General features: G+C 61.4%; 22 protein-coding genes. 15 read left to right on the top strand and 7 right to left on the bottom strand.

What is annotated here, in order from left to right; translation table 11 throughout:
• From V7714_RS19975 to V7714_RS19965, 3 genes are all read left to right on the top strand, one after another.
• Nucleotides 1-286, top strand: a 286-nt coding sequence (locus V7714_RS19975) for a hypothetical protein (RefSeq protein WP_335711308.1), incomplete at its 5' end; no start/stop codon positions are given.
• Between the two features lie 8 nt (nucleotides 287-294).
• Nucleotides 295-852 carry a hypothetical protein gene (locus V7714_RS19970; RefSeq protein ID WP_335711307.1) on the top strand — a complete coding sequence of 186 codons (558 nt, stop codon included), beginning with the start codon at nucleotides 295-297 and terminating at the stop codon, nucleotides 850-852.
• A 346-nt stretch (nucleotides 853-1,198) separates the two neighbouring features.
• The gene (locus tag V7714_RS19965) at nucleotides 1,199-1,675 is read left to right on the top strand and encodes a DUF6714 family protein (protein ID WP_335711306.1); all 477 of its coding nucleotides are present in this window, start codon (nucleotides 1,199-1,201) and stop codon (nucleotides 1,673-1,675) included.
• Nucleotides 1,676-1,874: 199 nt separating this feature from the next.
• On the opposite strand, the gene V7714_RS19960 is transcribed toward V7714_RS19965, so the two are convergent.
• The gene (locus tag V7714_RS19960) at nucleotides 1,875-3,011 is read right to left on the bottom strand and encodes a type III PLP-dependent enzyme (RefSeq protein ID WP_335711305.1); all 1,137 of its coding nucleotides are present in this window, start codon (nucleotides 3,009-3,011) and stop codon (nucleotides 1,875-1,877) included.
• Between the two features lie 156 nt (nucleotides 3,012-3,167).
• On the opposite strand from V7714_RS19960, the gene V7714_RS19955 reads away from it, so the two are divergent.
• The 8 genes from V7714_RS19955 to V7714_RS19920 all read left to right on the top strand — a co-directional run bounded on the left by V7714_RS19955 (nucleotide 3,168) and on the right by V7714_RS19920 (nucleotide 11,435).
• On the top strand, nucleotides 3,168-4,457 hold the full coding sequence (locus V7714_RS19955; RefSeq protein ID WP_335711304.1) for an NAD(P)/FAD-dependent oxidoreductase: 1,290 nt from the start codon (nucleotides 3,168-3,170) through the stop codon (nucleotides 4,455-4,457).
• A gap of 256 nt (nucleotides 4,458-4,713) precedes the next feature.
• Nucleotides 4,714-5,415, top strand: coding sequence for a hypothetical protein (locus V7714_RS19950; protein WP_335711303.1), 702 nt, complete (start codon nucleotides 4,714-4,716; stop codon nucleotides 5,413-5,415).
• Nucleotides 5,416-5,440: 25 nt separating this feature from the next.
• Entirely contained in the window at nucleotides 5,441-6,601 is a 1,161-nt protein-coding gene (locus V7714_RS19945) for a transporter substrate-binding and LysM peptidoglycan-binding domain-containing protein (protein WP_335711302.1), read from the top strand.
• Nucleotides 6,602-6,610: 9 nt separating this feature from the next.
• A complete protein-coding gene (locus V7714_RS19940) occupies nucleotides 6,611-7,465 on the top strand; it encodes a hypothetical protein (RefSeq protein WP_335711301.1) in 855 nt (284 codons plus the stop codon).
• Nucleotides 7,466-7,503: 38 nt separating this feature from the next.
• Nucleotides 7,504-8,211 (top strand): PspA/IM30 family protein, encoded by a 708-nt coding sequence (locus tag V7714_RS19935; protein WP_335711300.1) that lies wholly within the window; start codon nucleotides 7,504-7,506, stop codon nucleotides 8,209-8,211.
• Nucleotides 8,212-8,226: 15 nt separating this feature from the next.
• Nucleotides 8,227-10,029 carry an ATP-binding protein gene (locus tag V7714_RS19930; RefSeq protein WP_335711299.1) on the top strand — a complete coding sequence of 601 codons (1,803 nt, stop codon included), beginning with the start codon at nucleotides 8,227-8,229 and terminating at the stop codon, nucleotides 10,027-10,029.
• 9 nt (nucleotides 10,030-10,038) lie between these two features.
• Nucleotides 10,039-10,470: a TerB family tellurite resistance protein gene (locus V7714_RS19925; RefSeq protein WP_335711298.1), complete on the top strand. Its 432-nt coding sequence runs from the start codon at nucleotides 10,039-10,041 to the stop codon at nucleotides 10,468-10,470.
• A gap of 143 nt (nucleotides 10,471-10,613) precedes the next feature.
• Complete coding sequence (locus tag V7714_RS19920; RefSeq protein WP_335711297.1) at nucleotides 10,614-11,435, top strand: flagellin N-terminal helical domain-containing protein; 822 nt, start codon at nucleotides 10,614-10,616, stop codon at nucleotides 11,433-11,435.
• A gap of 5 nt (nucleotides 11,436-11,440) precedes the next feature.
• Here the strand turns inward: V7714_RS19920 and V7714_RS19915 are convergent, their stop codons facing one another.
• Nucleotides 11,441-12,088 carry a TetR family transcriptional regulator gene (locus tag V7714_RS19915; protein ID WP_284194561.1) on the bottom strand — a complete coding sequence of 216 codons (648 nt, stop codon included), beginning with the start codon at nucleotides 12,086-12,088 and terminating at the stop codon, nucleotides 11,441-11,443.
• A gap of 148 nt (nucleotides 12,089-12,236) precedes the next feature.
• Between V7714_RS19915 and V7714_RS19910 the strand changes: the two genes are divergently transcribed.
• Together V7714_RS19910 and V7714_RS19905 are read left to right on the top strand one after the other, a co-directional pair.
• The gene (locus V7714_RS19910) at nucleotides 12,237-13,322 is read left to right on the top strand and encodes a ferredoxin reductase (RefSeq protein WP_335711296.1); all 1,086 of its coding nucleotides are present in this window, start codon (nucleotides 12,237-12,239) and stop codon (nucleotides 13,320-13,322) included.
• An 11-nt stretch (nucleotides 13,323-13,333) separates the two neighbouring features.
• A complete protein-coding gene (locus V7714_RS19905; protein ID WP_335711295.1) occupies nucleotides 13,334-14,410 on the top strand; it encodes a fatty acid desaturase family protein in 1,077 nt (358 codons plus the stop codon).
• A gap of 69 nt (nucleotides 14,411-14,479) precedes the next feature.
• On the opposite strand, the gene V7714_RS19900 is transcribed toward V7714_RS19905, so the two are convergent.
• On the bottom strand, nucleotides 14,480-15,541 hold the full coding sequence (locus tag V7714_RS19900) for a S41 family peptidase (RefSeq protein WP_335711294.1): 1,062 nt from the start codon (nucleotides 15,539-15,541) through the stop codon (nucleotides 14,480-14,482).
• A gap of 130 nt (nucleotides 15,542-15,671) precedes the next feature.
• Between V7714_RS19900 and V7714_RS19895 the strand changes: the two genes are divergently transcribed.
• On the top strand, nucleotides 15,672-16,115 hold the full coding sequence (locus V7714_RS19895) for an Lrp/AsnC family transcriptional regulator (RefSeq protein WP_335711293.1): 444 nt from the start codon (nucleotides 15,672-15,674) through the stop codon (nucleotides 16,113-16,115).
• An 83-nt stretch (nucleotides 16,116-16,198) separates the two neighbouring features.
• Here V7714_RS19895 and V7714_RS19890 read toward each other — a convergent pair whose 3' ends face one another.
• Nucleotides 16,199-17,473, bottom strand: a complete 1,275-nt coding sequence (locus V7714_RS19890; RefSeq protein ID WP_335711292.1) for a hypothetical protein — start codon at nucleotides 17,471-17,473, stop codon at nucleotides 16,199-16,201.
• Between the two features lie 157 nt (nucleotides 17,474-17,630).
• On the opposite strand from V7714_RS19890, the gene V7714_RS19885 reads away from it, so the two are divergent.
• Nucleotides 17,631-18,338 carry a transporter substrate-binding domain-containing protein gene (locus V7714_RS19885; protein ID WP_335711291.1) on the top strand — a complete coding sequence of 236 codons (708 nt, stop codon included), beginning with the start codon at nucleotides 17,631-17,633 and terminating at the stop codon, nucleotides 18,336-18,338.
• 6 nt (nucleotides 18,339-18,344) lie between these two features.
• Here V7714_RS19885 and V7714_RS19880 read toward each other — a convergent pair whose 3' ends face one another.
• From V7714_RS19880 to V7714_RS19870, 3 genes are all read right to left on the bottom strand, one after another.
• The gene (locus V7714_RS19880) at nucleotides 18,345-19,688 is read right to left on the bottom strand and encodes a sensor histidine kinase (RefSeq protein WP_335711290.1); all 1,344 of its coding nucleotides are present in this window, start codon (nucleotides 19,686-19,688) and stop codon (nucleotides 18,345-18,347) included.
• 3 nt (nucleotides 19,689-19,691) lie between these two features.
• A complete protein-coding gene (locus V7714_RS19875; RefSeq protein ID WP_335711289.1) occupies nucleotides 19,692-21,083 on the bottom strand; it encodes a sigma-54-dependent transcriptional regulator in 1,392 nt (463 codons plus the stop codon).
• 205 nt (nucleotides 21,084-21,288) lie between these two features.
• Nucleotides 21,289-23,715, bottom strand: a complete 2,427-nt coding sequence (locus tag V7714_RS19870) for an ADOP family duplicated permease (RefSeq protein WP_335711288.1) — start codon at nucleotides 23,713-23,715, stop codon at nucleotides 21,289-21,291.

Genomic DNA, 23,715 nt, shown 5'->3' with positions numbered 1-23,715 from the left:
GAAAGAGGCAAGGGATGCGCTGCTCAAGCAAATCGGAATGAAGTCCAAGACCCAACAGGCAAAAATTACCACAGTAGTGGGGGCATACGATCCTGCTACGGGCAAGGTTGTTGCAGTCGCGAAAACTACCTGTGCAAGTAATGCCGGAAAGTGCGCAGAGGATTTGGCGAAAGAGGCGCTCGGTAATCCATCAAACGTCGAGTTTACTCGCGTAGTTCGACCAAGAACCGATGAGGTCATTTCTCGTTGCCCACGCTGCACGGGGAAGTATGGCATAGAGAACTAGGAGAAACTATGTTTGACACTATTAATAGTATTAAATGGACCGCTTTACGCCAGGCACACGGGGATGCGAGTCACGTGCCGGCAGCGATTCGGGATTTGCTATCAGAGGATAGTGAGCGGCGGCGTGCCGCATACTGGCAAATCGACAATCATGTCATCTTGCAAGGAGATTTGTATGAGTCGGCCTTCTACTGTATTCCATATTTGGTTGAGATATTGAGTGCACCAGAAGTGCCAGGAAAAAAGCAGGCCTATGATCTATTGATTGAGGTGGCAAATGGTTATGCGCCGCCTGAAATTCGATGCCTCTATAATGAGAAGCAGTATTCATTGGTGGATGCCTGTCAATTGGCGATTTCTGATTGTTTCGAGATATATCTGGCTGAGGTAAGAAATACTAAGTCAATATATCGGAATGACGCATTGTGGCTGCTTGTCTCACTTGCGCATCATCGGGAAGAGATATTGCAGGGGCTAATGAATCAGCAGGCTATCGAGGAGGATGTTGAATTTAGAATGGAAATTGAGAAAACTATTTCTGAAATAAAGGAGAATATGCAAGGTTGATGTCGTGTGTGTGGCTGGAAGTTTATAGCCCACAGACCTGCTGCAATATGTTGATCTTCTAACTGCCACGGTCCAGCCCACCACCTGATCGCCGAAAGCGACGGGCAGAGGTGCACGGTGAAAGAATACATTTACCTGCGCGAGCTACCGGTAGCACTGGTGTGGGAAGGTCAGCTGTATGCCATCTACCCCAACCACTGGGGCACTCCAGTGACGGTGAGCGTGGCCTGAATCCGACTGGGCCTGGGGGAGGCTCTGCCTTTAACTACGTTGTGCAACAAAGTCTACTACATTGAATAAAGGTGTTGCAATAGGTGCCATTAAAGGCTGCGTGGGATTCTGAGAAATGAAAAAAATCGAGGTACTGTTGGTTCGGGAGTTCAGTGCCGCATCGCTTGTTCCTAAGGAGCGTTTACTTGCTGATGCGGCTTGCAAATTGGATGAGTGTATTCAGGTTAAATCAATATTCGGGGGCAAGAAGTGGCAGGATATTTCGGTAGGTGATTTGGACTATACCGAAGGGGTGGTGTTACGACTGTCAGATGAGGCTTTTTCCTACTATATTGCGGCATACCTGCATAGATTTATTACAAGGTATGATGAGGCTGATGTAATGCTTGATTGTATAATGAGTATGCTTACGCCGCCTTTGAGTCATGGAGAGCCACGGCCTGCTTGGGTGGCATCTAGACTGAGTTACTGGAGTGACGCCAAATGTGGCTTGATTGCCCAAGTGCTTAAATACCTTTCTGATGAGCATGACTGTTATGCGAGCAAGCAAGCACTGGCTGCATTCTGGGCAGCCTTGCTGCCGGCTCCATGACTGGTACTCTAGTTATTATTGGGCGGTGTCAAAACGCCAATGCAACTGTCAAGCGGTGAAAACGGAGTCAATTTAGCCTACTCAAAATAGCTTTTCAACGGCCTGCTGGTGCGAGCATCCGCCGCAGTGGCCCGCCATTGAGTCATCAAAATGCAAGACTCAAGATATCTCCCTGTGATTAGCCTACCCTGCAGATTCGCTACACCACAATAACCTCAGGCAGCGCAAAACCGTTGAAGGTGGAGCCACAGGCGTTGCTGTAGGCACCGGCATTGCGCACATAGACAAAGTCGCCTTCGGTCAGGTCGGCCGGCAGGGGTTGGCTGCGGGTGCAGATGTCCATGGAGTCGCAGGTGGGGCCGGCCACGACCCAGGGTACGATGTCGCCCTGGCGGTCGCTGCGCATGTCGTATTCGATGCCGGTGGTGGTTTCCAGCAGGCCGTTGAATACGCCGGCGTCAAGATAGGCCCAGGGCTGGCCTTTGCGTACGGTCTGGCCGATGACGCGGGTGACCAGCCAGCCGGCGTCAGAAACCAGGAAGCGGCCTGGCTCGGCCATGATGCGGATATCGTCAGGCACAGCGGCGAGGGCGGTGTTGATGACCTCGGCAATCTGCCGTATCGATGGGATGGCTTCCCGGTGCTCGACTGGGTAACCGCCGCCCAGATTGAGCAGGCGGGGCTTGAGCCCTCGGGCGCGCATGGTGTCGAACAGCGCGACGGCGGCTTCTATGCCGATACGCCAGTTGTCTGGATTGAGGCACTGCGAGCCGGCGTGGAAGGTGGCACCGGCCAGGTCGGCACCGAGCTTGACGGCTTCGTCCAGGATGGCTTCGATCTCTTCTTCAAATACGCCGAACTTCTCTGACAAGGGCGAGACCGAGCCTTCGTTGCTGGTGTGCAGGCGCAGGTAGAAGCTGGCGTCGGGCTTGATGCCATGTACCTTGCGCAGTTCGCTGACCGAATCCACCACATACCATTGCACGCCGGCCTGGGCTGCCAGGGCGATGGCTTCGCGCGCCCGCATGGGGTTGCTGAAGTACAGCGTTTCTGCGGGCACACCCAGGGCCAGGCAGGCATCCAGTTCGGCCGGGGAGGCGATCTCAAAGCCGGCGCCTTCGTCGCGCAATACCGCCAGCACCGCCTGGGTGGGATTGCACTTGACGGCGTAGTGCGGTGTTACGCGGGGCAGCGCGGCCTTGAAGCGGCGGACTTTCTCGCGCAGTACGTCGCTGTCCATCAACAGGAAGGGGCCTTGATAGCCGTGCTGCAGCTGCTGGCGCACCAGGTTGAAATCGGCTTGGGGTTCGCGGTGGGGGTCAAAGCTGCGGCGCATGGCTATCGTACTCGGTTTGCGGGACGCGGCAGTTTAGAGCAGCGGCCTGAATAGTTGTAGCGTGGCAGGGCGCTGCTACGCAGTGGTGGCGACAGCGCAACGCTGCTTCGCCATAATGGCCGCCGCCATCAAAAAGATCAGCAGGGGACACGCGGCATGTTTCAGCAGGGCACAGATTATCTGGATAGCTATTACAGCGTCAGCAGCCAGCCGCAGCAGGTGCGGCGGTCCCGCTTGGAGGGGGAGGTAGACGCCGATGTGGTGATTGTCGGTGCCGGCTATACCGGCCTCTATACCGCGCTCAATCTGGCTGAGGCCGGCCTCCGGGTGGTGGTGATAGAAGCCAGCCGGGTGGGCTGGGGTGCGTCCGGCCGTAATGGCGGGCAGATCATTCTGGGTTTTAGCTGCGATATGCCGCCGTTCGAGGCTGCGCTGGGCCTGACAGGCGCACGCGAGGTATGGCGGCTGATACAAGAGGCGGCGGGCGAGATACGCAGCCGTATTGTCCGGCACGAGATTGATTGCGATCTGGCCGAGGGGCATTTGTGGACATCGGTGCAGCAGCGGCGCGTGGGGCTGCTGACGGGGTGGCAGGAAGAGGCGGCCAGCAAGTGGGGCTATGAGGGGCTGCGCTTCATACCCAAGGCGGAACTGCCCCAGCATATAGGCTCGGATCGCTACCAGGCCGCCTTGCTCGACAGCAAGGGGGGGCACTTGCACCCGCTCAAGTACGTGCTGGGCCTGGCCCGGGCGGCGGAAGCCGCCGGGGTGCGTATCTATGAAGACAGCCAGGCCACCAGTTATGCCCGCAGCAGTAATGGCGTCACTGTGCAGACCCGCCATGGCCGCATCCAGGCCGGTAAGCTGGTACTGGCCTGCAATGCCTATATCGATAAGCTCGATAGCCGCCTGCAGAGCCGGGTGCTGCCAGTCGGTACCTATATCATTGCCACCGAGCCGTTGGGCGAGGCGGTGGCCCGGCAGTTGCTGCCATCGGGCCATGCGGTGTCGGATAACCAGTTTATCCTCGATTATTTCCGCATGACGGCTGACCACCGCCTGCTGTTTGGCGGCAAATGCACCTATACCGGCAAGACCCCGCGCAATCTGGCGGCGGGCATGCGCGGCGACATGCTCAAGGTGTTTCCGCAACTGCAGTCAGCCAAGGTAACGCACGCCTGGGGCGGGCATATCGATATCACCATGCCGCGTACGCCGGACTTTGGCTGCGATGGCGATGTCTACTGGGCGCAGGGCTTCTCTGGCCACGGCATTGTGCCGACCTGCGTGGCTGGCCGGGTGCTGGCAGAGGCGATACGGGGCGATGACACCCATCTCAAGTTGTTTACTGCCTTGCGCAATCCGCCTTTCCCAGGTGGCGAGAAATTGGGTGCGCTATTTCAGGCCGTGGGTATGTCATATTACCGTTTGCGCGACTATTTCTAGGCTGGCCCAGGTGGCCATGGGCAAGCCTGAATCTGCGGCCCATGCCAGATAGGCCTTAGATATCAAGCTGATGGTGCAGGCAGTGCGATATCCGCGCCGTCCTGCACTGTACTTGGCCCCCAAGCCGCCTGAGCGGGGGCGCCTTGTGTGGGGTGGGGGCTGTGCTAAGATTTTTTGTTGCATATAGGCAAAGCCCAGCATGTATGCGCCAGCGACGGGCAACGGTCGGTGCTTTCCAACTCTTCTGGAGAAAAGCGTGTCACTCAAGAGCTTCCTGATCAAAGCGAAATTGGTGGAGCCTGATCCGGTGGAGCCGGATGCCGCCCCCTTGGCTGCCCCGCTTGATTTCGAGCTGATGGGCGCCAGCCGGGCGGTGCCAGAGGCACCTGCACCCAAGCCGCCAGCAATACCGCAGGCTGGCTTGGAAGGCGTGAGCAGCCATATTGCCGAGAACACCCCGCTGGAATCCATCTACGCGGTATTTGGCGTGCCTGGTACCACCTTCCCGGCAGAGCGCCTGCTGAAAGTGCTGGATGGCCTGCGCGCCATGGACCCGGTGAACCAGCGGGCGGCTGTTGCCGCGTTGGATGCGGCGGATGATTCCTGGGCGATTGCGGATGTGTTGGAAGACGCCAGCCGTAAAGTCCAAGCCCTGAAAGCCCACCTAGCCAAACTGAATGAGACGGTGGCGGCGGTGCGCGAGCAGGAGCAGGTTCAGAAAGCCGCACTGGCCAAGGACTATGAAGGGCTACGTGCTTCCATTGCCGAGCAGATGGCCCAGTTGCAGGAGGCGGCCCAACTGGCCGCTGCCGAAAATGCCAGTGCCCTGGCGGCGCTGGAGGCCAGTACGCTGGCTGCAGTGAATACCAGCCAGCGCGAGCAGTCGCGCATACAGTCTGAAATAGAGCGGCTTGATGGCATTGCTCGCCATCTCGTCCAGGCCGCCAACCCGCTTTGATATCCCTTATCCAAGGATTGTGAATATGAAACTGACCCCCCTGTCAAAAGGCCTGTTGTCGCTGATCGTGTTGGCTGGCCTGGGATCCGTGGGCTGGAACCTGTACAAGAACAAGGCGGCCGCGCCGGCAGAGGCCGTGGATGCGGCGACGGTGCCTGCTGGTACACCTGCGCCGGTGGCCGTGGCGGATGTGCCGCCCGCACCGGTTGCCAGCCCTGCTGCGCAGCAGTCGGGGTTCAATTCCTATCGCAGCATTATTGAGAAAGGCGTGGTCCGCGTCAGCGTGCAGTCGCCCGCCAAGCCCTTTTTTGCGCTGGAGAACGGTGCACCCAAGGGCTTCAATGTGGATTTCATGAAGCTGCTGTTTGCCCAATCGGAATTCACCAAGCAGCATCCCAAGATCGTGCTGGATACCGACCATATCGTTGATACCTATCCCGCAGTGCCGGAGCAGCTCACCAAGAACGACAGCCGTGGCAACCCGGTGGTGGATATCGCCATCGATGGCCTGACCTTTGCTGATGGCGACCAGCCGGGTGTGGTCTACACCGTGCCTTACGTCAGCGACTTCGGCTATTCGCTGATCACGGCGGCGAATTCGTCGGTACGCGGCGTCAGTGACCTGGCCGGCAAAAAGGTAGGGGTGCTGCAGGGCGACCCGGATGCCAGGGCCTATGCCCAGCAGAATTTCCGTGGTGCGCAGATTGTTGAGCTGAGCGATGCCAGCACCAATGGCGAGCGTGACTGGATCAAGCGTGCCATCCAATCGGGCCAGGTGGATGCCCTGATTTATGACTACCCCTTTGGCGTGGCCGAAATTGCCGGCACCGACCTGGTGTTTGCGGTGGCCAAGCTGCCGCAATCGGATGTGCGTTACAAGATCGGTGTCCGCAAGGGTGATGCCGAGCTGCTGCAGAACCTCAATACCGCCATCAGCAAGGTCAAACAGTCGCCCGAATACCTGGACCTACTGCGCAAGTATTTCATCAGCAACAATCTGGGTCGTGTCGCCAGCGCCAATGGCAACGAGACGGTCTATGTGGTCAAGCCGGGCGATACCCTGTCCATCATCGCTACCCGCCTGCTGGGTAACAAGGCACGCTATGCCGAGATCGAGGCCCGCAACAACCTGCCCAATCCCGACCTGATCCAGGTCGGCCAGAAGCTGGTTATCCCCAAGGGCTGATGCGCTGCGATGAGTGATAACAAGCCAAGCTACTTATCGGATTTTCTGCAAAGCCCAGGCAATGTGAGTTTGCTGCTGGGCGGGGTGGCCACGGCTGTCGTCCTGTCGTTTCCCTATGGCTTGCTGGGGGCGGCATTCCCCTTGCTGGGCACGCTGGCACTGGAGTTTGTGGCCTGTCTGTTTGTGCCCGACATGACCACGTTCAGGCATTGGGCCGATACCCGGCGTGGCCAGCAGCATAGGGTGGAGCATACGCAGCGGGTGATGGGGGAGATACGCAGGCGTTGCTCCAGCCCCAATCAGTTCCGCCAGTATGAGGAGGACCACCGGGCCATAGCGCAGCAGGTGGCCAGCCTGCTGGAACTGGCCGGCAAGAAACCGGGCACGCTCAGGCTGGAGGACCTGGAACGGATTGCCGATGTGCCCAGCGAATATTTGGGCCTGCATCTGTCGCTGATGGTGATGGATGAGCGCACCAGTGCGATAGACCTCAAGGATATTCATCGCAAGCTGGACCATATCGTCAATCAGATAGACGACCCCAGGGCAGGTAGCGATATCCGCCAGCTTGAACGGGCGCGGGACGAGTACGAGGCGTTGATTGCCCGGCATCAGCGCATGCTCAGCAAGCGCACGGCAATCGAGGCCGCCATCGTGGCCTTGCCCGACCAACTGGCCGAGATTTACCAGATCGTCATGGGCGAGAGCACACAGAACGACGGCGCACGCCTGAGCGGTGCCATCGCCAGCCTGCGTCTGCGGCAGGACATTGAGTCGGAGATCGCCGAGGATATATCGGGCGCCATACCAAGCCCAACCATGAAACGCACGGGCGATGCCGCAAGCGTCCGCTCGGCTCGTTAGCCATAGCGCCTTACATTGAACAATCAGGAAGGAAAATCATGTCCGACATCAGCTTCTTCTCGCGGGTAGGCAATCTGTTCAAGGGTTTCATGTCTTTGTGGATACAGGATGTGGAAAAGGAGCACCCGGAGATCGCCTACCAGAATCGCATCGATGCCATGGTGTCCAAGTACGCCAAGCTCAAGGATGTCACCGCTGCCGTTCTGCGTCGGCGCGAAGACATCGATTCACGCCTCAACAAGCAGGGCGAGGAGCTGAAGCGGGTGGCGGCTGATCTGGAGGCGGCGGTTGCCACCGGGCAGGACGATCTGGCCGTGGTGCTGATACAGAAGAAAGAGGCACTGGAGGCGTCGATTGCGTCGCTGTCGGTGGAGTTCGAGCAGTCGCGCCGCGATGCGGAGGAGGCCAAATCCTCGCTCAACAGCATGAAGGCCGAGATCGCCAAGCTGAAGGACGAGCGGGATTCCATGCTGGCCAAGCTGCAGAGCGCGCAGGCCCGCATCCAGATTCAGGATCAGTTGGAGGGGCTGTCGGTAGAGGCCGATGTACGGGCGCTGGATAATGTCCGCGAGCACATCAACAATACGGCGGCCCGTGCCAAGCTCGGCGCCGAACTGGCCGATTCGGACCTGGACAACAAGCTGGCACAGCTGCGCGTTTCCAGCGGCGCCATCTCGGCCCGTGCCACGCTGGAAAAGCTGAAGGAAGCGCAGGCCGCCAAGGCTGCCGGTGGTAAAACCCTGTAAGGCGGGAGCCGGATCATGAGCGCGGAACCGATCAAAATGCCGGCCTGGGCCGACATCCTGCGTGAGCGCTATCTGGCGGGCGAGGCCAATGTCTTTGTCCTGCATGGCAATGTGTTCGATAGCTACCCGCTGGGCAAGGAGTACGCTGCGCTGCCCCGTGTGCTGGACAGCATGCTGGCCAAGAAGGACACCCTGCTGGAGCTGAGCCTGGCCCAGGGGGTAAGGATAGTGCGCAGCCAGCGGGCCTTGCCCTCGCTCGATGGCCTGCAGGAGAAAGGCCTGGGTGGTGCCCTCCAGTACCTGGAGAGCCATATGCGTACCCACCACAATACTGCTGTGGTGGTGCCCTATGCTGAGACCCTGTTCCCGGCTGCCGAGACTCACCATCTCTCCTTTGAAGAGCGGGCTGCTGTTACCACCCTACACCGCTGGTCTCTGGACGAAGCGCTGGGCAGGTCCGACGCCATCATCATTCTGGTGGCAGAGACACTGACCTCACTGGCGCCCTCGTTGCTGAGCAACCCGCGCATCATCGCCATCGACCTGGGTTTGCCGGACGAGCTTGCCCGCACCGAGGCCATCGCCCAATTCGCCCCGGCCTTGTCGGCCGAGCAGCGCACCCGCATTGCGGAGCAGACGGCCGGTCTGCGCTTGGTGCAGATAGCCAGCATCGTCAGCGACCACGGCCGTGCCGATGGCTTGGATGAAGCGGCGCGGCGCAGCTATATCGCCGGGTTGCTTGGTGATAGTCCTGATGCAGCAGGCCGCGCCCAGGAGTTCGCCCGGGTGACGGCGGGCATGAGCCGGCAGGCCATCCGTGCCCTGATTGCACCGGCCACCCCCGAGGAGCACGAGGAGGGTGAAGATGAGGTGATGGCGGTCATCCGCCGTCGCAAGCGGGAAATCCTGGAAAAGGAATGCTCGGGCCTGATCGAGTTCATCGAGCCCCGGCACGGCCTGGAAGTTGTTGGTGGCAATGCGGCCATCAAGACCGAACTGGCACGCGTGGCCAAGGCGCTGCGAGAGGGAGACATACGCCGGGCGCCCATGGGGCTCCTGGCTGTCGGACCCATGGGGTCGGGCAAGACCTTTGTGATCAAGGCCTTTTTGAAAGAGGCGGGTCTCAATGGCGTCATGTTGAAGAATTTCCGCTCGCAATGGGTAGGCGCTACCGAGTCCAATCTTGAGCGGGTACTGGCCATGGTCAAGGTCATGGGGCCGGTGGCGCTGGTAATAGACGAGGGCGATCGCAGCTTTGGGTCGCGTAGCGAAGACAGCGATGGCGGCACCAGCTCACGCGTGATTGCCCGCCTGAAGACGTTTATGTCCGAACCCGAAAACCGTGGCAGCGTGCTGTTCATCATGATGACCAACCGGCCGGACAAACTCGATATCGATATCAAGCGGCCAGGCCGGCTGGACGTCAAATTACCATTCTTCTACGCCCAGACCGATGCCGAGCGGGTCGAAATTGTAGGCGCACTGCTGGCGCGGCACGGCATGGCATGGCTGGCTACCGATGCCCAGCGCCTGCAGGCCTGTACGCCGCTGGCCGGGTATTCCAATGCCGATCTGGAGGCCGTGGTGCTGCTGGCTGCGGCCAGCGTCAGTGACCAGGGCAGCAGCATCAGCGCCGAACAGTTCGAGCAGGCGGTGGCCGATTTCATGCCGCCGCAGGACAGGAATATGGTGCGTTACATGGAGTTGCTGGCGGCGCTGGAATGCTCGCGCCGATCCTGGCTGCCCGCCCATCTGCAAGGCCTGAGCACCGAAGCCATGCAAGCGCAGTTGCTACAACTGCAGCACATCATTCATTGAGGAGACTTCATGTTTATCGATCAAACCTTGCCCGCGTTTTCTGCCGACCAGGTCAAATCCAGCTGCCTGGCCATGCTGCAGGTGGCCCGCTCGCATGGCATACATCCGGCGGAATCAAGCCTGATCAGCGGCTTCTGGCAGCAGGCTGAACCTGCCTTGGGGGCGTTCGATGCCAATACCACCGAAGCCTTCACTGCCGGGCTGTTTGCCTCGGCCGGGCACAAGCAACTGGTGTTGGACCTGTGCCTGGCCTGTGCCTTTGCCGATGGCCACTACAGCGCGGAAGAGAAGGTGGCGATTGCCGCTATCGCCGCCCAGCTGGGTTTACCCGAGGCCGTGGTGCAGGAGCGCACTGCCGAGGTACGCGTGGCCTTCCTCCGCTCCCTGGCGCATCTGCCAGACGCGCAATCGGTGGCGGCGCTGGCCAAGGGCCTGGAGTAGAGGGCCGCTCAGCGTGTGGGTGGGGAGCCTGTCGGCCACGGCGGCTGTTCAGGGTGCCTGCCCGCTAGTCGGGTAGTTGCCCCGGCCTGCAACTGGCTGGCCTAAGCTCGTTCCAAGCGGGATGTTCAGCGGGGGAGCGAGCCATGATCAAGGGTATAGCCAGCAACCTGCCTGCGCTCAATGCGCAGCGCAATCTACAGTCCAGCCGTGATGCCCAGGGACTGGCCTTGGGGCAGTTGTCGTCGGGCAAACGGTTGACCAGCGCAGCAGTCGATGCGGCGGCTAGCGCCATCGTCGAGCGCTTTGCCGCGCAGATTACCGGCAGCAACCAGGCCGCGCGTAATCTGAGCGACGGGATATCGCTGGCGCAAACGGCTGAAGGCGCTTTGACCAGCGTGGGCGACAATAGCCAGCGTATCCGCGAACTGGCGGTGCAGGCCGGCAATGGCACCCTCAACGCGCAAGACAGGGCGGCGCTGCAAAGCGAGGTGGATGCGCTAAGCCAGGCCAGTGCCGATACCCTGGCCAGCGCCAACTTCAATGGCCAGGCCCTGTTCCAGGGTAATACCCTGCGTTTCCAGGCGGGCCCCAATGCGGGCAATGAGATCAATCTGGCGCTGGGCGACCTGTCATCCGGCGTGGTGGCCAGTGCCGCAGGCCGGGTTGATTTGTCCAGTCCGGCCAAGGCACAGCAGGCATTGGGCCAAATCGACGCCGATATCGGCACTTTGAGCAGCCAGCGCGCCACCTTGGGTGCCGTGAGCAGCCGCTTTGGCGCCAGCATCGATGCCTTGCGCAACAGCAGCGAAAACCTGTCGGCGGCAAAAAGCCGCATCGGCGATACCGACTATGCCAAAACATCGGCGGATCTGGCGGCGGCCAATATCCGGGCCCAGGCCGGCATTGCCATGCAGGCGCAGGCCAATGCCCAGCCGCGTGGGGTATTGTCCTTGCTTAGATCCTGACAGGCTCAGTCGCCGTCCGTACGGGCCTTGATGCCACGCCAATGCTTGGCGCCGATCAGGATAAAGCGCAGTTTGTCTTCCAGCTGATGGGCCGGGCTGCGGCTGTCGGGCTGGTCGGATTCATGTGGGTTGATCAGCTCGGGCAGGGTGGTGAATACCGTTTTCACCACCAGGCTGGCCAGGACTTCGTAGTCTTCCGGGCCCAGGTGGCTGAGCCGTGGGCTGAGCGCCAGGTCGGCCTCCAGATCGGTAATGAAATCACGCTGCATGGCGTTGATGGCCTGCCGCACGGCGGCTGAGCCGCCGTATTGTTCCCGCGCCAAAAAAAGGAAGTGTTGGCGGTAGGCCACCACGTATTCGGCAAAGATGCGTACCGAGGCGTGGATGGCGCCATATTGTTCCAGCTCATTGCGGCGCACCAGCCGTATGGCTTCGCGGAAGGTGGAACTGACCTGCTCGACCAGGGCGAGGCCTAGTGCGTCCATATCGGGAAAGTGGCGATAAAAGGCCGCCGGCACGATACCCACCTGGCGGGTGACTTCACGCAGACTGACGGCGCTGAAGCCCTGGCCATCGGCCATCAGGGTCAGTGCGGCGTCCAGCAGGGCCTGGCGGGTCTGCTGTTTCTTTTCTGCGCGTATCAACAAAGTCATATGCCTAAGGTAATCATGCAATTGCGCTGCAATGTAGCAGAAGGCGGCTAGCTTGGGGCGGCCTGTAGAATATTTAGTGAACAACTGTTGACTGAGTTGCGTTTGACTGGCATCTTGGTAAACACTTGTTCACTTCTCAAGCTCAGACATGCCGCTTATCCCCGCTGCGCTCGTCAACCTCGCCCTGCCGCTGACCCGTCCGCTGGCCGCCTTTCTGCGCGAGGATGTATTCGATTACTACGGCCGCCTGCTGCACCCTCAGTTGCAGTTGCGCCGCGTGTTCGCCAGGCTCAAGGCACGCCGGCTGGAGGGCGAGGCCACCGTGGTGCTGACGCTATCCCCCAGCCGTAACTGGCGTGGTTTTCGCGCAGGCCAGCATGTGGCCGTGACGCTGGAGAAAGACGGCGTGCGCCATACCCGCCGCTACAGTCCCATGCGGGCAGCCAATGGCCGTATCGAGATCGCCATCAAGCGCCTGAAGGAAGGCTTGGTCTCCAGCCTGCTGCACGAGGAGGCTGATTCCATCGGCTACCTGGAGATAGGCCAGGCCGAAGGCGACTTTGTACTGCCCGATACCTTGCCGCCCCGCTTGCTGTTCCTGGCTGCCGGCAGCGGCATCACCCCCATACTGGCCATGCTGCGCGAGCTCAAGGCCCGTGGCTATCAGGGCGAGCTGCATCTGCTGTATTACGGCCGCCACCGTAACCAGATGGCTTATCTGGACGAATTGCGGGCCTACCCAGGCCTGCACCTGCATATTTGCCTGACGGGGGAGCAAGCCCGGGCGGGAGAGCAGGCTGGACGCTTCAGCGCCGCCCAACTCGATGCCCTGGTACCCAAGGCCGAGGGCAGTACGGTGTTCGCCTGTGGCAGCCATGGTTTTACCCAATCGGTGCAGGCGGTATGGCAGCAGCGTGGCTGGCAAGGGCTGGCCTGTGAGTCGTTTACGCCGCCTACCTGGCATCTGGAAGACGATAAACCGGTGACGCTGACCTTTGCCCGCGCCCGTCGGGAGTTGGCTGGCCGTACCGGCGGCACCCTGCTGGAGCAAGCCGAGGCCCATGGCCTCAAGCCTGCCAGCGGTTGCCGCATGGGCATCTGCAATACCTGTACCTGCCAAAAGCGTGAAGGTGCGGTGCGCGACCTGCGTACTGGCGAGATTTCCACCAAGCCTGACGAAACCATACGGCTGTGCATCACGGCACCCGTGGGCAATGTCGTGCTGGATCTGTAAACGAGGCCACCATGAGTAAAAGTCTGAGCTTGAACCCGGACCAGCTGGCGGCCTTTGGGGCCGAGCTGGATGCCCTGCGCAACCGTCACCTGGCCGAGCTGGGCGAAGCCGATGCGCGGTATATCCGCCGTGTCCGGGCCAGTGTGCGCATTACCGAGCTGGCCGGCCGGCTGATGCTGTTTGCGGGTTTCTTTCCGCCTACCTGGTGCCTGGGTGTGTTGCTGCTGGCCTTCTCCAAGATCGTGGACAATATGGAGCTGGGCCATAACGTGATGCATGGCCAGTATGATTTCATGAACGACCCGGAGTTTTCGGGCAAGCACTTCGAGTGGGACCATAGCTGCACCAGCGATGCCTGGCGGCGCACGCACAACTACCAGCACCACACCTATACCAATGTGCTGGGCAAGGATCACGATATCGGCTACGGCACGGTGCGCATCTTTGCCGAGCAACGCTGGCGGCCCTTCTACCTGCTGCAGCCCCTGTGGGCGCTGCTGCAGGCGGTGTTCTTCGAGTACGCCATCGCGGTCTTCGACCTCAAGCTGGATCGCTATCTGCGGGGCCGTGCCAAATTGTCCGAGCTCAAGGTCAAGGCGCCGCCGGTGCTGCGCAAGCTATGGCGCAAGTTCATCAAGGACTATGTGTTCTTCCCGCTAATCGCTGGGCCGCACTGGCTGGCGGTACTGGCTGGCAATGCGGTGGCCAACCTGCTGCGTAATCTCTGGACCTTCACGGTGATCTTCTGTGGCCATTTCACCGAGGACGCTGAAGTCTTTCCGCTGTCCGTACTCAAGGACGAGACCCGTGGCGGCTGGTATGTACGGCAGCTACGCGGTTCCTCGAATCTCTCAGGCAGCCGTTGGCTGCACTTCCTGACCGGCAATCTCAGCCATCAGATCGAGCACCATCTGTTTCCGGATATCCCCGCGCGGCGCTATGCCAGCATGGCGGTGGAAGTACGCGAAATTTGCCAGCGTTACGGCCAGCACTACAACACCGGTAGCTTTGCCGGGCAGTTCTTCACCGTGCTGGTGCGCCTGTTCCGCCATGCCTTCCCCAGCCGGCCGGCCATGCAGCCCGCCTGAACCCGGCCCTCACTGACATGCAAAACGGCACCTCCAGGGGTGCCGTTTTGCATGGTGCCGCGAGCTACCTTAGTTGGCTGGCTTGCTCAGGGCCATAGCTGCCATCTTGCGGGCTGGTTCGTCGCGTCCTTCCTTGGCCAGCTTTTCCAGGGCCAGCTTGTGAGCGGTGGCCAGGGCATCCGCCGCAGGTACGGCCACGTCCGGTATGACACCCGTACCTTCCCAGTTGGTCTTGCTGATGGGGTTGATGGCGCGGCCGGTGGGAACAAATACGCTGAAGTGCGCATGTGCCCGATACCGGTCGCCGGGATGGGCGCCGCCGCCGGTGGTTTCGCCGACGAGGGTGGCGCGCTTGAGGTTCTTCAGGTTGTAGCTGAACTCCTCGGCTGCCGAGAAAGTACGCTTGGCGGTCAGCACATAGACGGGGGTGTCAGCCATGCGGGCACCCGGCACATGGGCGTGGGTCCAGTACTGGGTGGTTTCATTCTGCGGCCGGTAATAGAGGTCGTTCAGGTGTACCGGGGTGGTGCCAAACAGGTAGGAGGTGATCCATTGCACCATCTCCGGGCTGCCGCCGCCGTTCTCGCGCAGGTCCACAATCAGCGCCTCGCTGTTGGCCAACAGGTTCATGGCGGCGGTAGCCGTGGCGCCACCTACCGAGGGGTCTTCAAAGCCATCCAGCTTCAGATACCCTATATTGCCCGGCAGTCGCTCAATCTTGCTGAAACCGTAGTTCTGGGCCCGTGCCTGGCGGGCATAGCGTGCCAATTCCTCAGCCGACTCACTGGCCGTGGTGCGGTCGTCGGCAATGGGTTCGTGCCGATAGCGGGCATTCAGGTGCTTGTCGCGGCTCAGGGCCTGCATGTCGGCGGTCAGCTGCTTGGCAAACTCGGTGGCGCTGGTGAGCTTGTCGTATTCGCCACGCTGCTGCCGTGCCTTGAGGTCTTGCACCAGCTTGTTGGCCATGTCGGGGAAGACATAGTTGTCACCCAGGTACTTGATGGTATTGCTGATGACTTCCTGGCGCACCTTGGCGTCTATGGTCATGTCGGGCTGGGCAGCCTGCAGGTCGGCGCTGAGCAGGCCGGTGGCCAGCAGGCCGGCAAGCAGTGTGCGTTGTGAGCGTTGCATGGAAGTCATCTGGGTCCTCTATCTTCTCTTGTAGGATTGCTGTTGAGATTGCCAATCTTATCGAGGTGTGTGCAGAGATTGGTGAGCTTATCTGTAGAATTTTGACGATTGAACAGTGGAAAAATCTGCAATGGATAAGTTGGACAGAGATATTGTTGATCTGCTGCGGCGCGATGCCCGGCTGACCTTCCGCGAGCTGGCCGAGCAGGTGCACCTGAGCGCCAATGCGGTGGCGGAGCGTGTGCGACGGATGCAGGCGCAGGGCGTCCTGCAAGGTTTTCATGCGCGGGTGGATATGGCCGCGCTGGGCCTGCCGCTGGAGGCCCTGATCGATATCAAGATGCGGCCCGACACCTCGGCTGCCCACTTCGAGGCTGTGATACAGACCATACCGGGTATCGTGGAGGCGACGCTGCTGACCGGGGCATTTGACTATATGGTGCGCGCAGCCTGCGCAGACCAGCAGGATCTGGTGCGGCTGATAGAGGCACTGCGCGAGCGTGCAGGCGTACAGGAGACCTACAGCCGGCTGATACTGAGCCAGGTGCCGGTCAAGGGCAGATTGGGCCGCTAGGCCCTTGCTGCTGGCCCATGACACCATGGGCCCGCGGGGCGCAACAGCCGGCCCAAGCCAGCACGGTTGCTACGCTTGCATGCTCAGGGGGTGACCAGCCCATCCATGCGGATAACCTCGAAGTCACCACCCTTTACGCTGCCCAGTTCACGGACCAGTTTGTCATTGTTCCAGCGATCATCGGGGGCGCCGCTGACATACCAGTTGCTGCCGTTGTCGGCGACTATCATGCCGTAGGTCTTCATGGCCTGCAGTATGGCCCGGCTCTCGGTGCTGAAGCTGGCAGGTATCGCATAGCTGGCCTTGAGCCTGACCCGCATGCCCATGGGCGCGCGATTGGGGTCGGTGCTGCTGGCGGCCCAGTGGGTGGCAGGGGGCACATAGGCGCGTCGCGACTGGCTCACGGTAAAGCGCAGCGCGTGGCGTATCGTGCCGCTGGCGGCTTCATCGTACCTGACCAGGCCAGGAAAAATGGGCAGGCCGGCCGCATCGGCGCTGGTCCAGCCGGGCTTGCCGCCGGGGCGTACGGTGTTGGAATCCAGGTGGAAGACGGCGCCAGCATCGGCGTTCCAACTGCCGTCGCTTTGGGGGAAGGCGCGATACAGCTCATACAGGCGGTTGTTGTCCTTATCCACCACCAGTACATGCCTGTCGCCATCGAATGCCCCGCCATCGGGCCGCTTGCCCTCGATAGGTGCATTGCCCGGCACCGGATAAGGGCCAGGGTCGCTTTCGTCGCCATAGGCGGTGAAGCGGATATTGACCTTGGCCTGGGTGCCGGCGACCACCACATAGGGTATGCCTATGGGCGCGCCTTCATACAGGCCGGCACCGAAGTCCGGATGCAGGCCCCGGGTTAGCCCTATGGTGGTAAGGATATTGGTGGAGTTGGGGTCTACCGCTGCGGCCGAGATATCCTGGTTCCAGGCATTGCTGGCCGGGAAGGGAATGCTGCCGTTCAAGGCCGCACCTATGCCCAGGCTGGCCGCTGCCATGCTGCCGTAGCTGCCATTGTTGTTGCCGCTGCCCACCGTGACGGTGGTGCTGGCCGTAACGGTGCCGGCTGCATTGCTGGCCGTGAGCGTGTAGGTGGTGGTGGTGACAGGAGCAACAGCAACACTGTTACCGCTGACCACGCCCACGCCAGGCGAGATGCTGAGGCTGGTGGCATGGCTCGATTGCCAGCTCAGCGTGCTCGATTGGCCTGCGGTGATATTGGCCGGCGTGGCACTGAAGGACTGGATGCTGGGCTGGCTGGCGCCGGGCGTGGTGGTTCCGCCGCCGCCATCGCTACCTCCGTCACCACCGCAGGCGGCAAGTCCAAGCAAGAGTGGCAGCAGGTAGTGAGTGTGATTCATGACGTTGTCCTGAGTTGTTTGGGCCGATGATAAGCAAACCCGCCCCGTCGCGCATGTAAATAAGCACTGAAAATCTGCTGGCCGGACACAGCACAACGGCGAGATTCATACCAGAATGAGGTGACGGGTCGGAATCGAGCCGTGGTTGATGGAGAGCATGGTGCTGATACCGCTGCTGATGGCGACGCTGGCAACCCCCGCAGAGACGGTGATCTTCTATTACGAGGATCGTCCGCCCCTGACCTATGTCGAGGGCAAGGGCTTGGGCGGGGTGGTAGGCGGGCCAGCCTATGTAGCGGTGCAGGCATCAGGCGTCCCGGCCAGCCTGATGGAAGCGCCTTTCAAGCGCCATATGGCGCTGATCGAGCAGAATCGGGAGCGTGCCTGCGCCATAGGGCGCTTCAAGACAACGGAGCGTGAGCGGCTGGGCAGGTACAGCCAGCCCATCTACCGCGACGGCAGCTTTGTGGCCATGGTTAGGGCGGGCGATCCCCGTATGGGCAATGGCAGCAAGCTACTGCCGCTATTGACCCGGCGTGACATACGGGTGGTGCTGAAGGAGGGCTATTCCTATGGCCCCACGCTGGATGCGGCACTGGCACAAATGCAGGCCCAGCGTATCAACACGCCGGATACGAGTAGCGGCATTGTCCGCATGGTGGCAAAGAATATGGCCGACCTGACCTTCGCCGCCGAGGAGGAAGCGCGCACGCTGCTGGCCGAACATGGCGAACAACTGGGCGATGTGACTGTGCGTCGCTTCGGCGATATGCCGCCCGGCGAGCTGCGCTATTTTTTTTGCAGCAAGCAGGTGCCGGACAGCGTGATGGACAAGCTCAATGCTGCCCTGCCGCCGCTGAAGTAAACGCCGCTAGCCCACAGCGGGTGTTTGCGTCTGCATTGCATGTGCCATGTGGGCAAAGCGCACGGTGGCGATGCAACCGGGACTATCCTCACGGTTCTGCAGGGTCAGGATGCCATGATGGGACTCACTGATCTGTCGGCACAGCACCAGGCCTATGCCTGAACCCGTGGGCTTGGTGGTATAGAAGGGGATGAACAGATTGTGCGGGTTGGCAATGCCGCAGCCCTGGTCCAGCACACTCAGTTGCAATGGCTGTGCCTGCCAGCGCAGGGTGACATCGCCATTGCCGGCTTCCACGCCGTTCTTGAGCAGATTGATCAGCAATTGTTCGATCTGCGCGGGGTCGCCAAAAAAGGGCAGAGGGGTAGTGGGGCCATCCAGCGTGATACGGCCCCCGGGTAGCAGGCTGGGCAGGCGTTGCAGCAGTTGCTGCAGGTCGAATACCTGCTTGTGTGGCTCGGGCAATCGGGCCAGTGCAGCGTAGCGCCGGACAAACTCACCCAGGCGTTTGCTGCGATCCGCAATGATCTCCAGGCCCTGCTGCAAATCGTCGAGATGGGCTTGCGGCCCCTGCGGGCTCTGCAACAGCGTGCCCAGCGTAGCGCTGATACTGGCGATGGGGCCTAGCGAATTGTTGACCTCGTGACTCAGCACCCGTATCAGCTGCCGCCACGCCTTCAGCTCCTCGCTGCGCAAGACTTGCTTGAGGTCGGTTACGAACAGCAGGGTGTGCTGCTTGCCCTCGACGCGATAGCCCTGACACCGTAGCTGCCATAGGCCAGCCCCGCCAGGGAACACCCATTCGACGACCCCCTGGTGGTCGCTGGCCAGCAAATCAGCCAGCCCCAGCTGCGAGGTTGTTTGCCCTTGCAAGGATGCCTGGCTGCGGCCCAGCAGCCTGCAAGCTGCCGGATTGGCGAGTTTGAGTCGGCTCTCGCCATCGAAGGCAAAAATGGCGACCTCGATGCCATCGACCACGCTATCAACCAGCCTCAAGGCTTCTTCTGACTGCAGCCGCTGCTTGTGCAGGCTGCTGGCGAGCTGATTGATCTCGCCGGCTAGTTCACCCAGTGCATCGCCCTGCTGTTGGCGCATGCGCAAGGAGTAATCGCCCACGCGTATGGCCGCGACCAGATTGCTGATGGTGCGCCGCTGGCTGAGGGTACGACGATACAGGCCTAGGGCACAGCCCATAGGCAGCAGGCCAGTCAGCACCAGCAGCAGTATCCGGGGGTAGACCAGCCAGGGCAGTTGCCATACCAGCACGGCCTGTATCAGCCACACCGGCAGGCTGGCCGCCAGCATGGCCAGCAGCCAGGCTTTATCCTGCGTAAGGCGCGCCAGTCTCACTGCTTACAATCCATATTTCTGCAGCCGACGGTAGAAGGCTGACCGGCTCAGGCCCAAGGCCATCGCGGCGGTACTGGCGCTGCCGTTGTGGCGGCGCAGGGCGATGTGTATCAGCAGCTTCTCGGCGTCTTCCAGCGACAGGGTGTCTAGCCCTGCGGGATCGGCAGGGCGTTGCCCAGGCGCAGCCTGATGGGCCAGGCCAAGGTCTGCCGCTTCGATGACGCTGCCACGGCACAGCAGGGTGGCACGCTCCATGGTATGGGCCAGTTCACGGACATTGCCAGGCCAGGGGTAGGCTTGCAGGGCCTGGATGGCCGAGGCCGACAAGGGCAGCTCGGGCTTTTGATGGCGCAGGGCCTGGCGGCTCAGTTCGTGTTGCGCCAGGGCGAGCAGGTCCTCCTGCCGCTCTCGCAGCGGCGGCAGATGTATCGCCACGCTGTTGAGCCGGTACAGCAGGTCCTGCCGGAAGCTGCCTTCGGCGACACGTTCGGCCAGGGGCGCATTGGTCGCTGAAATCAGCCTAACATTGCTGAACTGCGCGCGACTGGAGCCCAGCCGCTCGAATTGGCCGGTTTCTAGCACCCGCAACAGCTTGGCCTGCTGGTTCAAGGGGATATTGCCGACTTCATCGAGAAACAGCGTGCCTTGATCTGCCAGTTCAAAGCGCCCTATCCTTGCTTCCCGCGCATCGGTAAAGGCGCCTTTCTGGTGACCGAACATCTCGCTCTCGAATAGGCTATCGGCAATCGCCCCCATGTTGACGGTGATCAGGCTGGCATCGGCACGACGGGAGTGGCGGTGTATCCAGGCGGCGAGTTGGCTCTTGCCGGTGCCATTCTCTCCCGTCAGCAGAATGTTGACGTCGGTCGCGGCCACCGATGCCAACTGGGCCATGACGGCCTGCATGGCGGGCGACTGGCATATCCAGGGGCGATCCTGGGCCTCTGCCTTCAGCAGGGTGTTCTCGGCGGCCAGCCTGGCGCCCCGCCGGTGGCTCTGCCGCAGTTGAATCAGATTGCGCACGATGCACGCCAGGCGGGTGTTGTCCCAGGGTTTCTCGATAAAGTCGCTGGCACCCAGTTGCATGGCCTCTACTGCGATGCTGACCGTGCTCCAGGCCGTCATGGCCACAATGGGTAAATCGGGCTGGCTGGACCGTACCTGGGCAATCAGATCCAGGCCTTCGCGTCCCGAGGTCGTGTCGCGGCTGTAATTCAGGTCGGCCAGCAGCAGGGCGTAGTCCTGTTGGGCGATGGCAGCCAGGGCTTCATCGGGAGAGGCCACCAGGTCGCAATGCCAGCCCTCGCTCTTGCAGAAAAGACGGAGGGCGGCACGGACGGCGACGTCGTCATCACAGACCAGCAGTGGCAGGGGGGCAAGCGCGGTGGTGTTCATCAGTGCGGACAGAAACCTGTCTTCATCGTGGTGCGGGGCGCCTGAGTGTTGCAGTCGTACTGGCGGTTGCCGCAATACGGGCTGGGATCAGGCGTACTCCACCTGTAGGCACCGGGCAGACCGGATGCTGGTGCTTCCGGCCATGCTCGCCTGCAGGCGCGACCCGCAGCATACAAAGAAAAGCCACACTGCGCCTGTTCCTTGCCTATTCGTAGCGCAAGGCCGCGCTGGGGATCAGGGCGATGACCCGGCGTGCCGGGATCAGGGTCGCCAGCAGGATGACGGCGGATATCAGCAGGCTGACCAGCAGCATGGCCAATGGGACTGCAAGGCCCACCTGGTAGAGCAGTTCCGCCATGGCCGTGGTGACACCCCATCCCAGCAGCAGGCCCAGTGGCAAGCCTATCAGCAGCTGCCTTACCCCTCGCCGCAGCAGCAGCCAGACGATGGCGCCATCGGTGGCGCCGACGGCGCGGCGCACACCGACCTCGTGGGTACGCAAGGTCACGGCACGGGCTGTAATGCCGTAGATGCCGCTCACTGCCAGGAGCAGGCTGATCAGGCCCAGTGCCACAAACCAGGCGCCCATCAGATCCAGACCACCCGTATTGTCCTCATGCAATTGCTCGAAGCTGAACAACTCGGTCGGCGCCAGATTGGCATCGGCGCGGCTGATGGCCTGGCGCAGCAATGCCAGTGTCGATGCCATATCGCCACTGCCTACCAGGGCAATGCGCAGGGTGTCGGGTACAGTCTGACGCAGGGGGCGGTAGATATTGGCCTGCACGCTGTTGTCACCGCCGCTGGGACTGCCTTGCACCACCGGGCGGCTAACGCCTACCACGGTGATCCACTCGCCATCAGGCTCTGCCGCATTGATCCTGAAACGCTTGCCCAGCGGTGACAGGCCAGGCCAATGCTGGTTGGCAAAGGCGGTATCGACCACGGCGACCTTGAGGGTATCGGCACGGTCCTGATCGTTCAGTGGCCGGCCGCTCAGTATCGGTATTTCCAGTGCAGCAAAGTAAGTGCTGTTGACACTGTAGAGCCCCGCATCGGGATACCGGCCGTCGGTAATGGCCTGGCCTTCAGGCTGGACAAGCGTACCCTCTGTCCGCCCATCACCGGGCAGCGCATTGGTCAGGGCGAAACGAGGCTGGCCGGGCAGGCTACGCAGGGCGGTATCCAGGCGTTGGAACAACTGCTCACGAGCCGCTTTGTCGCGGTAGCCGGATACACCGTTGCGATCACCCAGGCGGGCGGTGGCGACATCCTTGACCCGACAGCCATAGTCGGCGTGCAGGGTCTGGTACATGGCATAGGTCAGGACACAGGCAGCCACCAGCAGCATGCTGCTGACCGCAATCTGTATCACCACCAGACTACCGCTGAAACGGCCGGCAGCCCGGCCCTGGCCATGGCGGGTGCCATCGCGCAGCACCATCATCAGATCAGTACGGGCATTGCGCCAGGCGGGTAACAGGCCGATGACCAGGGTGGAGACCAGCGTCAAACCCATGGCAACCAGCACGGTGGGCAGGGATAGACCGAACTGCAGCCAGAACGGCGCCTCTGGTGCGCTAGGCATGGCCAGCAGCACCTGATTGGTGGCAGCCAATGCCCAGGCTGCAAAAAACAGGCCGACCAGGCAGGCGCCTACCGAGAGCAGCAGGCCTTCGGCCAGCATATGACGCAACAGGCGATGGCGGGGGGCGCCCAGTGCCGAGCGTATGGCAGTTTCCTGCTGTCGCTCGCTGGCGCGAGCCAGCAGCAGGTTGCCGGCATTGATCCAGACCAGCAGGAGCAGCAAGCCTGCCGCGCCGCCCAGGGTCAGGTACATGGTGCTGACACCTTGAGTCGGTGACTGCACAAAGGGCACCACCATGGCCCCTATCACCTTGTTGGTCTTGGGCCAGTCGGCTGCCAGGCGCTGGGCGATCACCGATATATCGGCAGTGGCCTCAGCGATATCCACTCCCGGCTTGAGCCGCGCCAGGATCGTGACACGGTTGTCATCGCCAGGTGCGTAGTGCTTGGGGGCGGCAAAGGGTAGCCAGAGCTGCTCGGAGATGGGGAAGCGAAAGCCGGCTGGCATGACACCGACGATGGTGGTCGTCACCCCGTCAACCTTGATCTGGCTGCCAATAATGGCTGGGTCTTTGGCAAAGTGCTGCTGCCATAGATCGGCGCCGATCACCATGACGGGGGCGGCCCCCGACAGTTCGTCGCTGGCTTCCAGCTTACGCCCCAGCAGTGGCTGCACACCATGCAGCGCCCAGCTACCGGCAGTCAGGCGCGCGGCCACGAAGTTTTCGGGATAGCGCTTACCCCCTATGGCGACCCGATTGCGCTGGGTGGGGTAAAGGTGCTCAAACCGGGTTTGCGCTTTGCTGTATTCCACAAAGTCGCTGTAGCGTATCTCGCTGCCATTCTCACGGCCGTCGTAGGTCTCCTTGATCACCACCAGCCTATCGAATGCGGGCCAGGGCAGGCGCGTGAGCGCAATGGCGTGGATGGCCGCTGCCATGTAGATGGCAAAGGCCAGGCCTGCTGCCAGGGTGAGCAGGGTGAGCAGCGAAAAGCCCGGGGCTTTCAGCAATAACCGCAAGGCATAGCGGAGGTCGGTCCACAT

The organism is Chitinimonas sp. JJ19 (assembly GCF_036961565.1).
In the GTDB taxonomy this organism is placed as follows: domain Bacteria; phylum Pseudomonadota; class Gammaproteobacteria; order Burkholderiales; family Chitinimonadaceae; genus Chitinimonas.
This window is presented reverse-complemented; position numbering and strand designations above follow the sequence as displayed.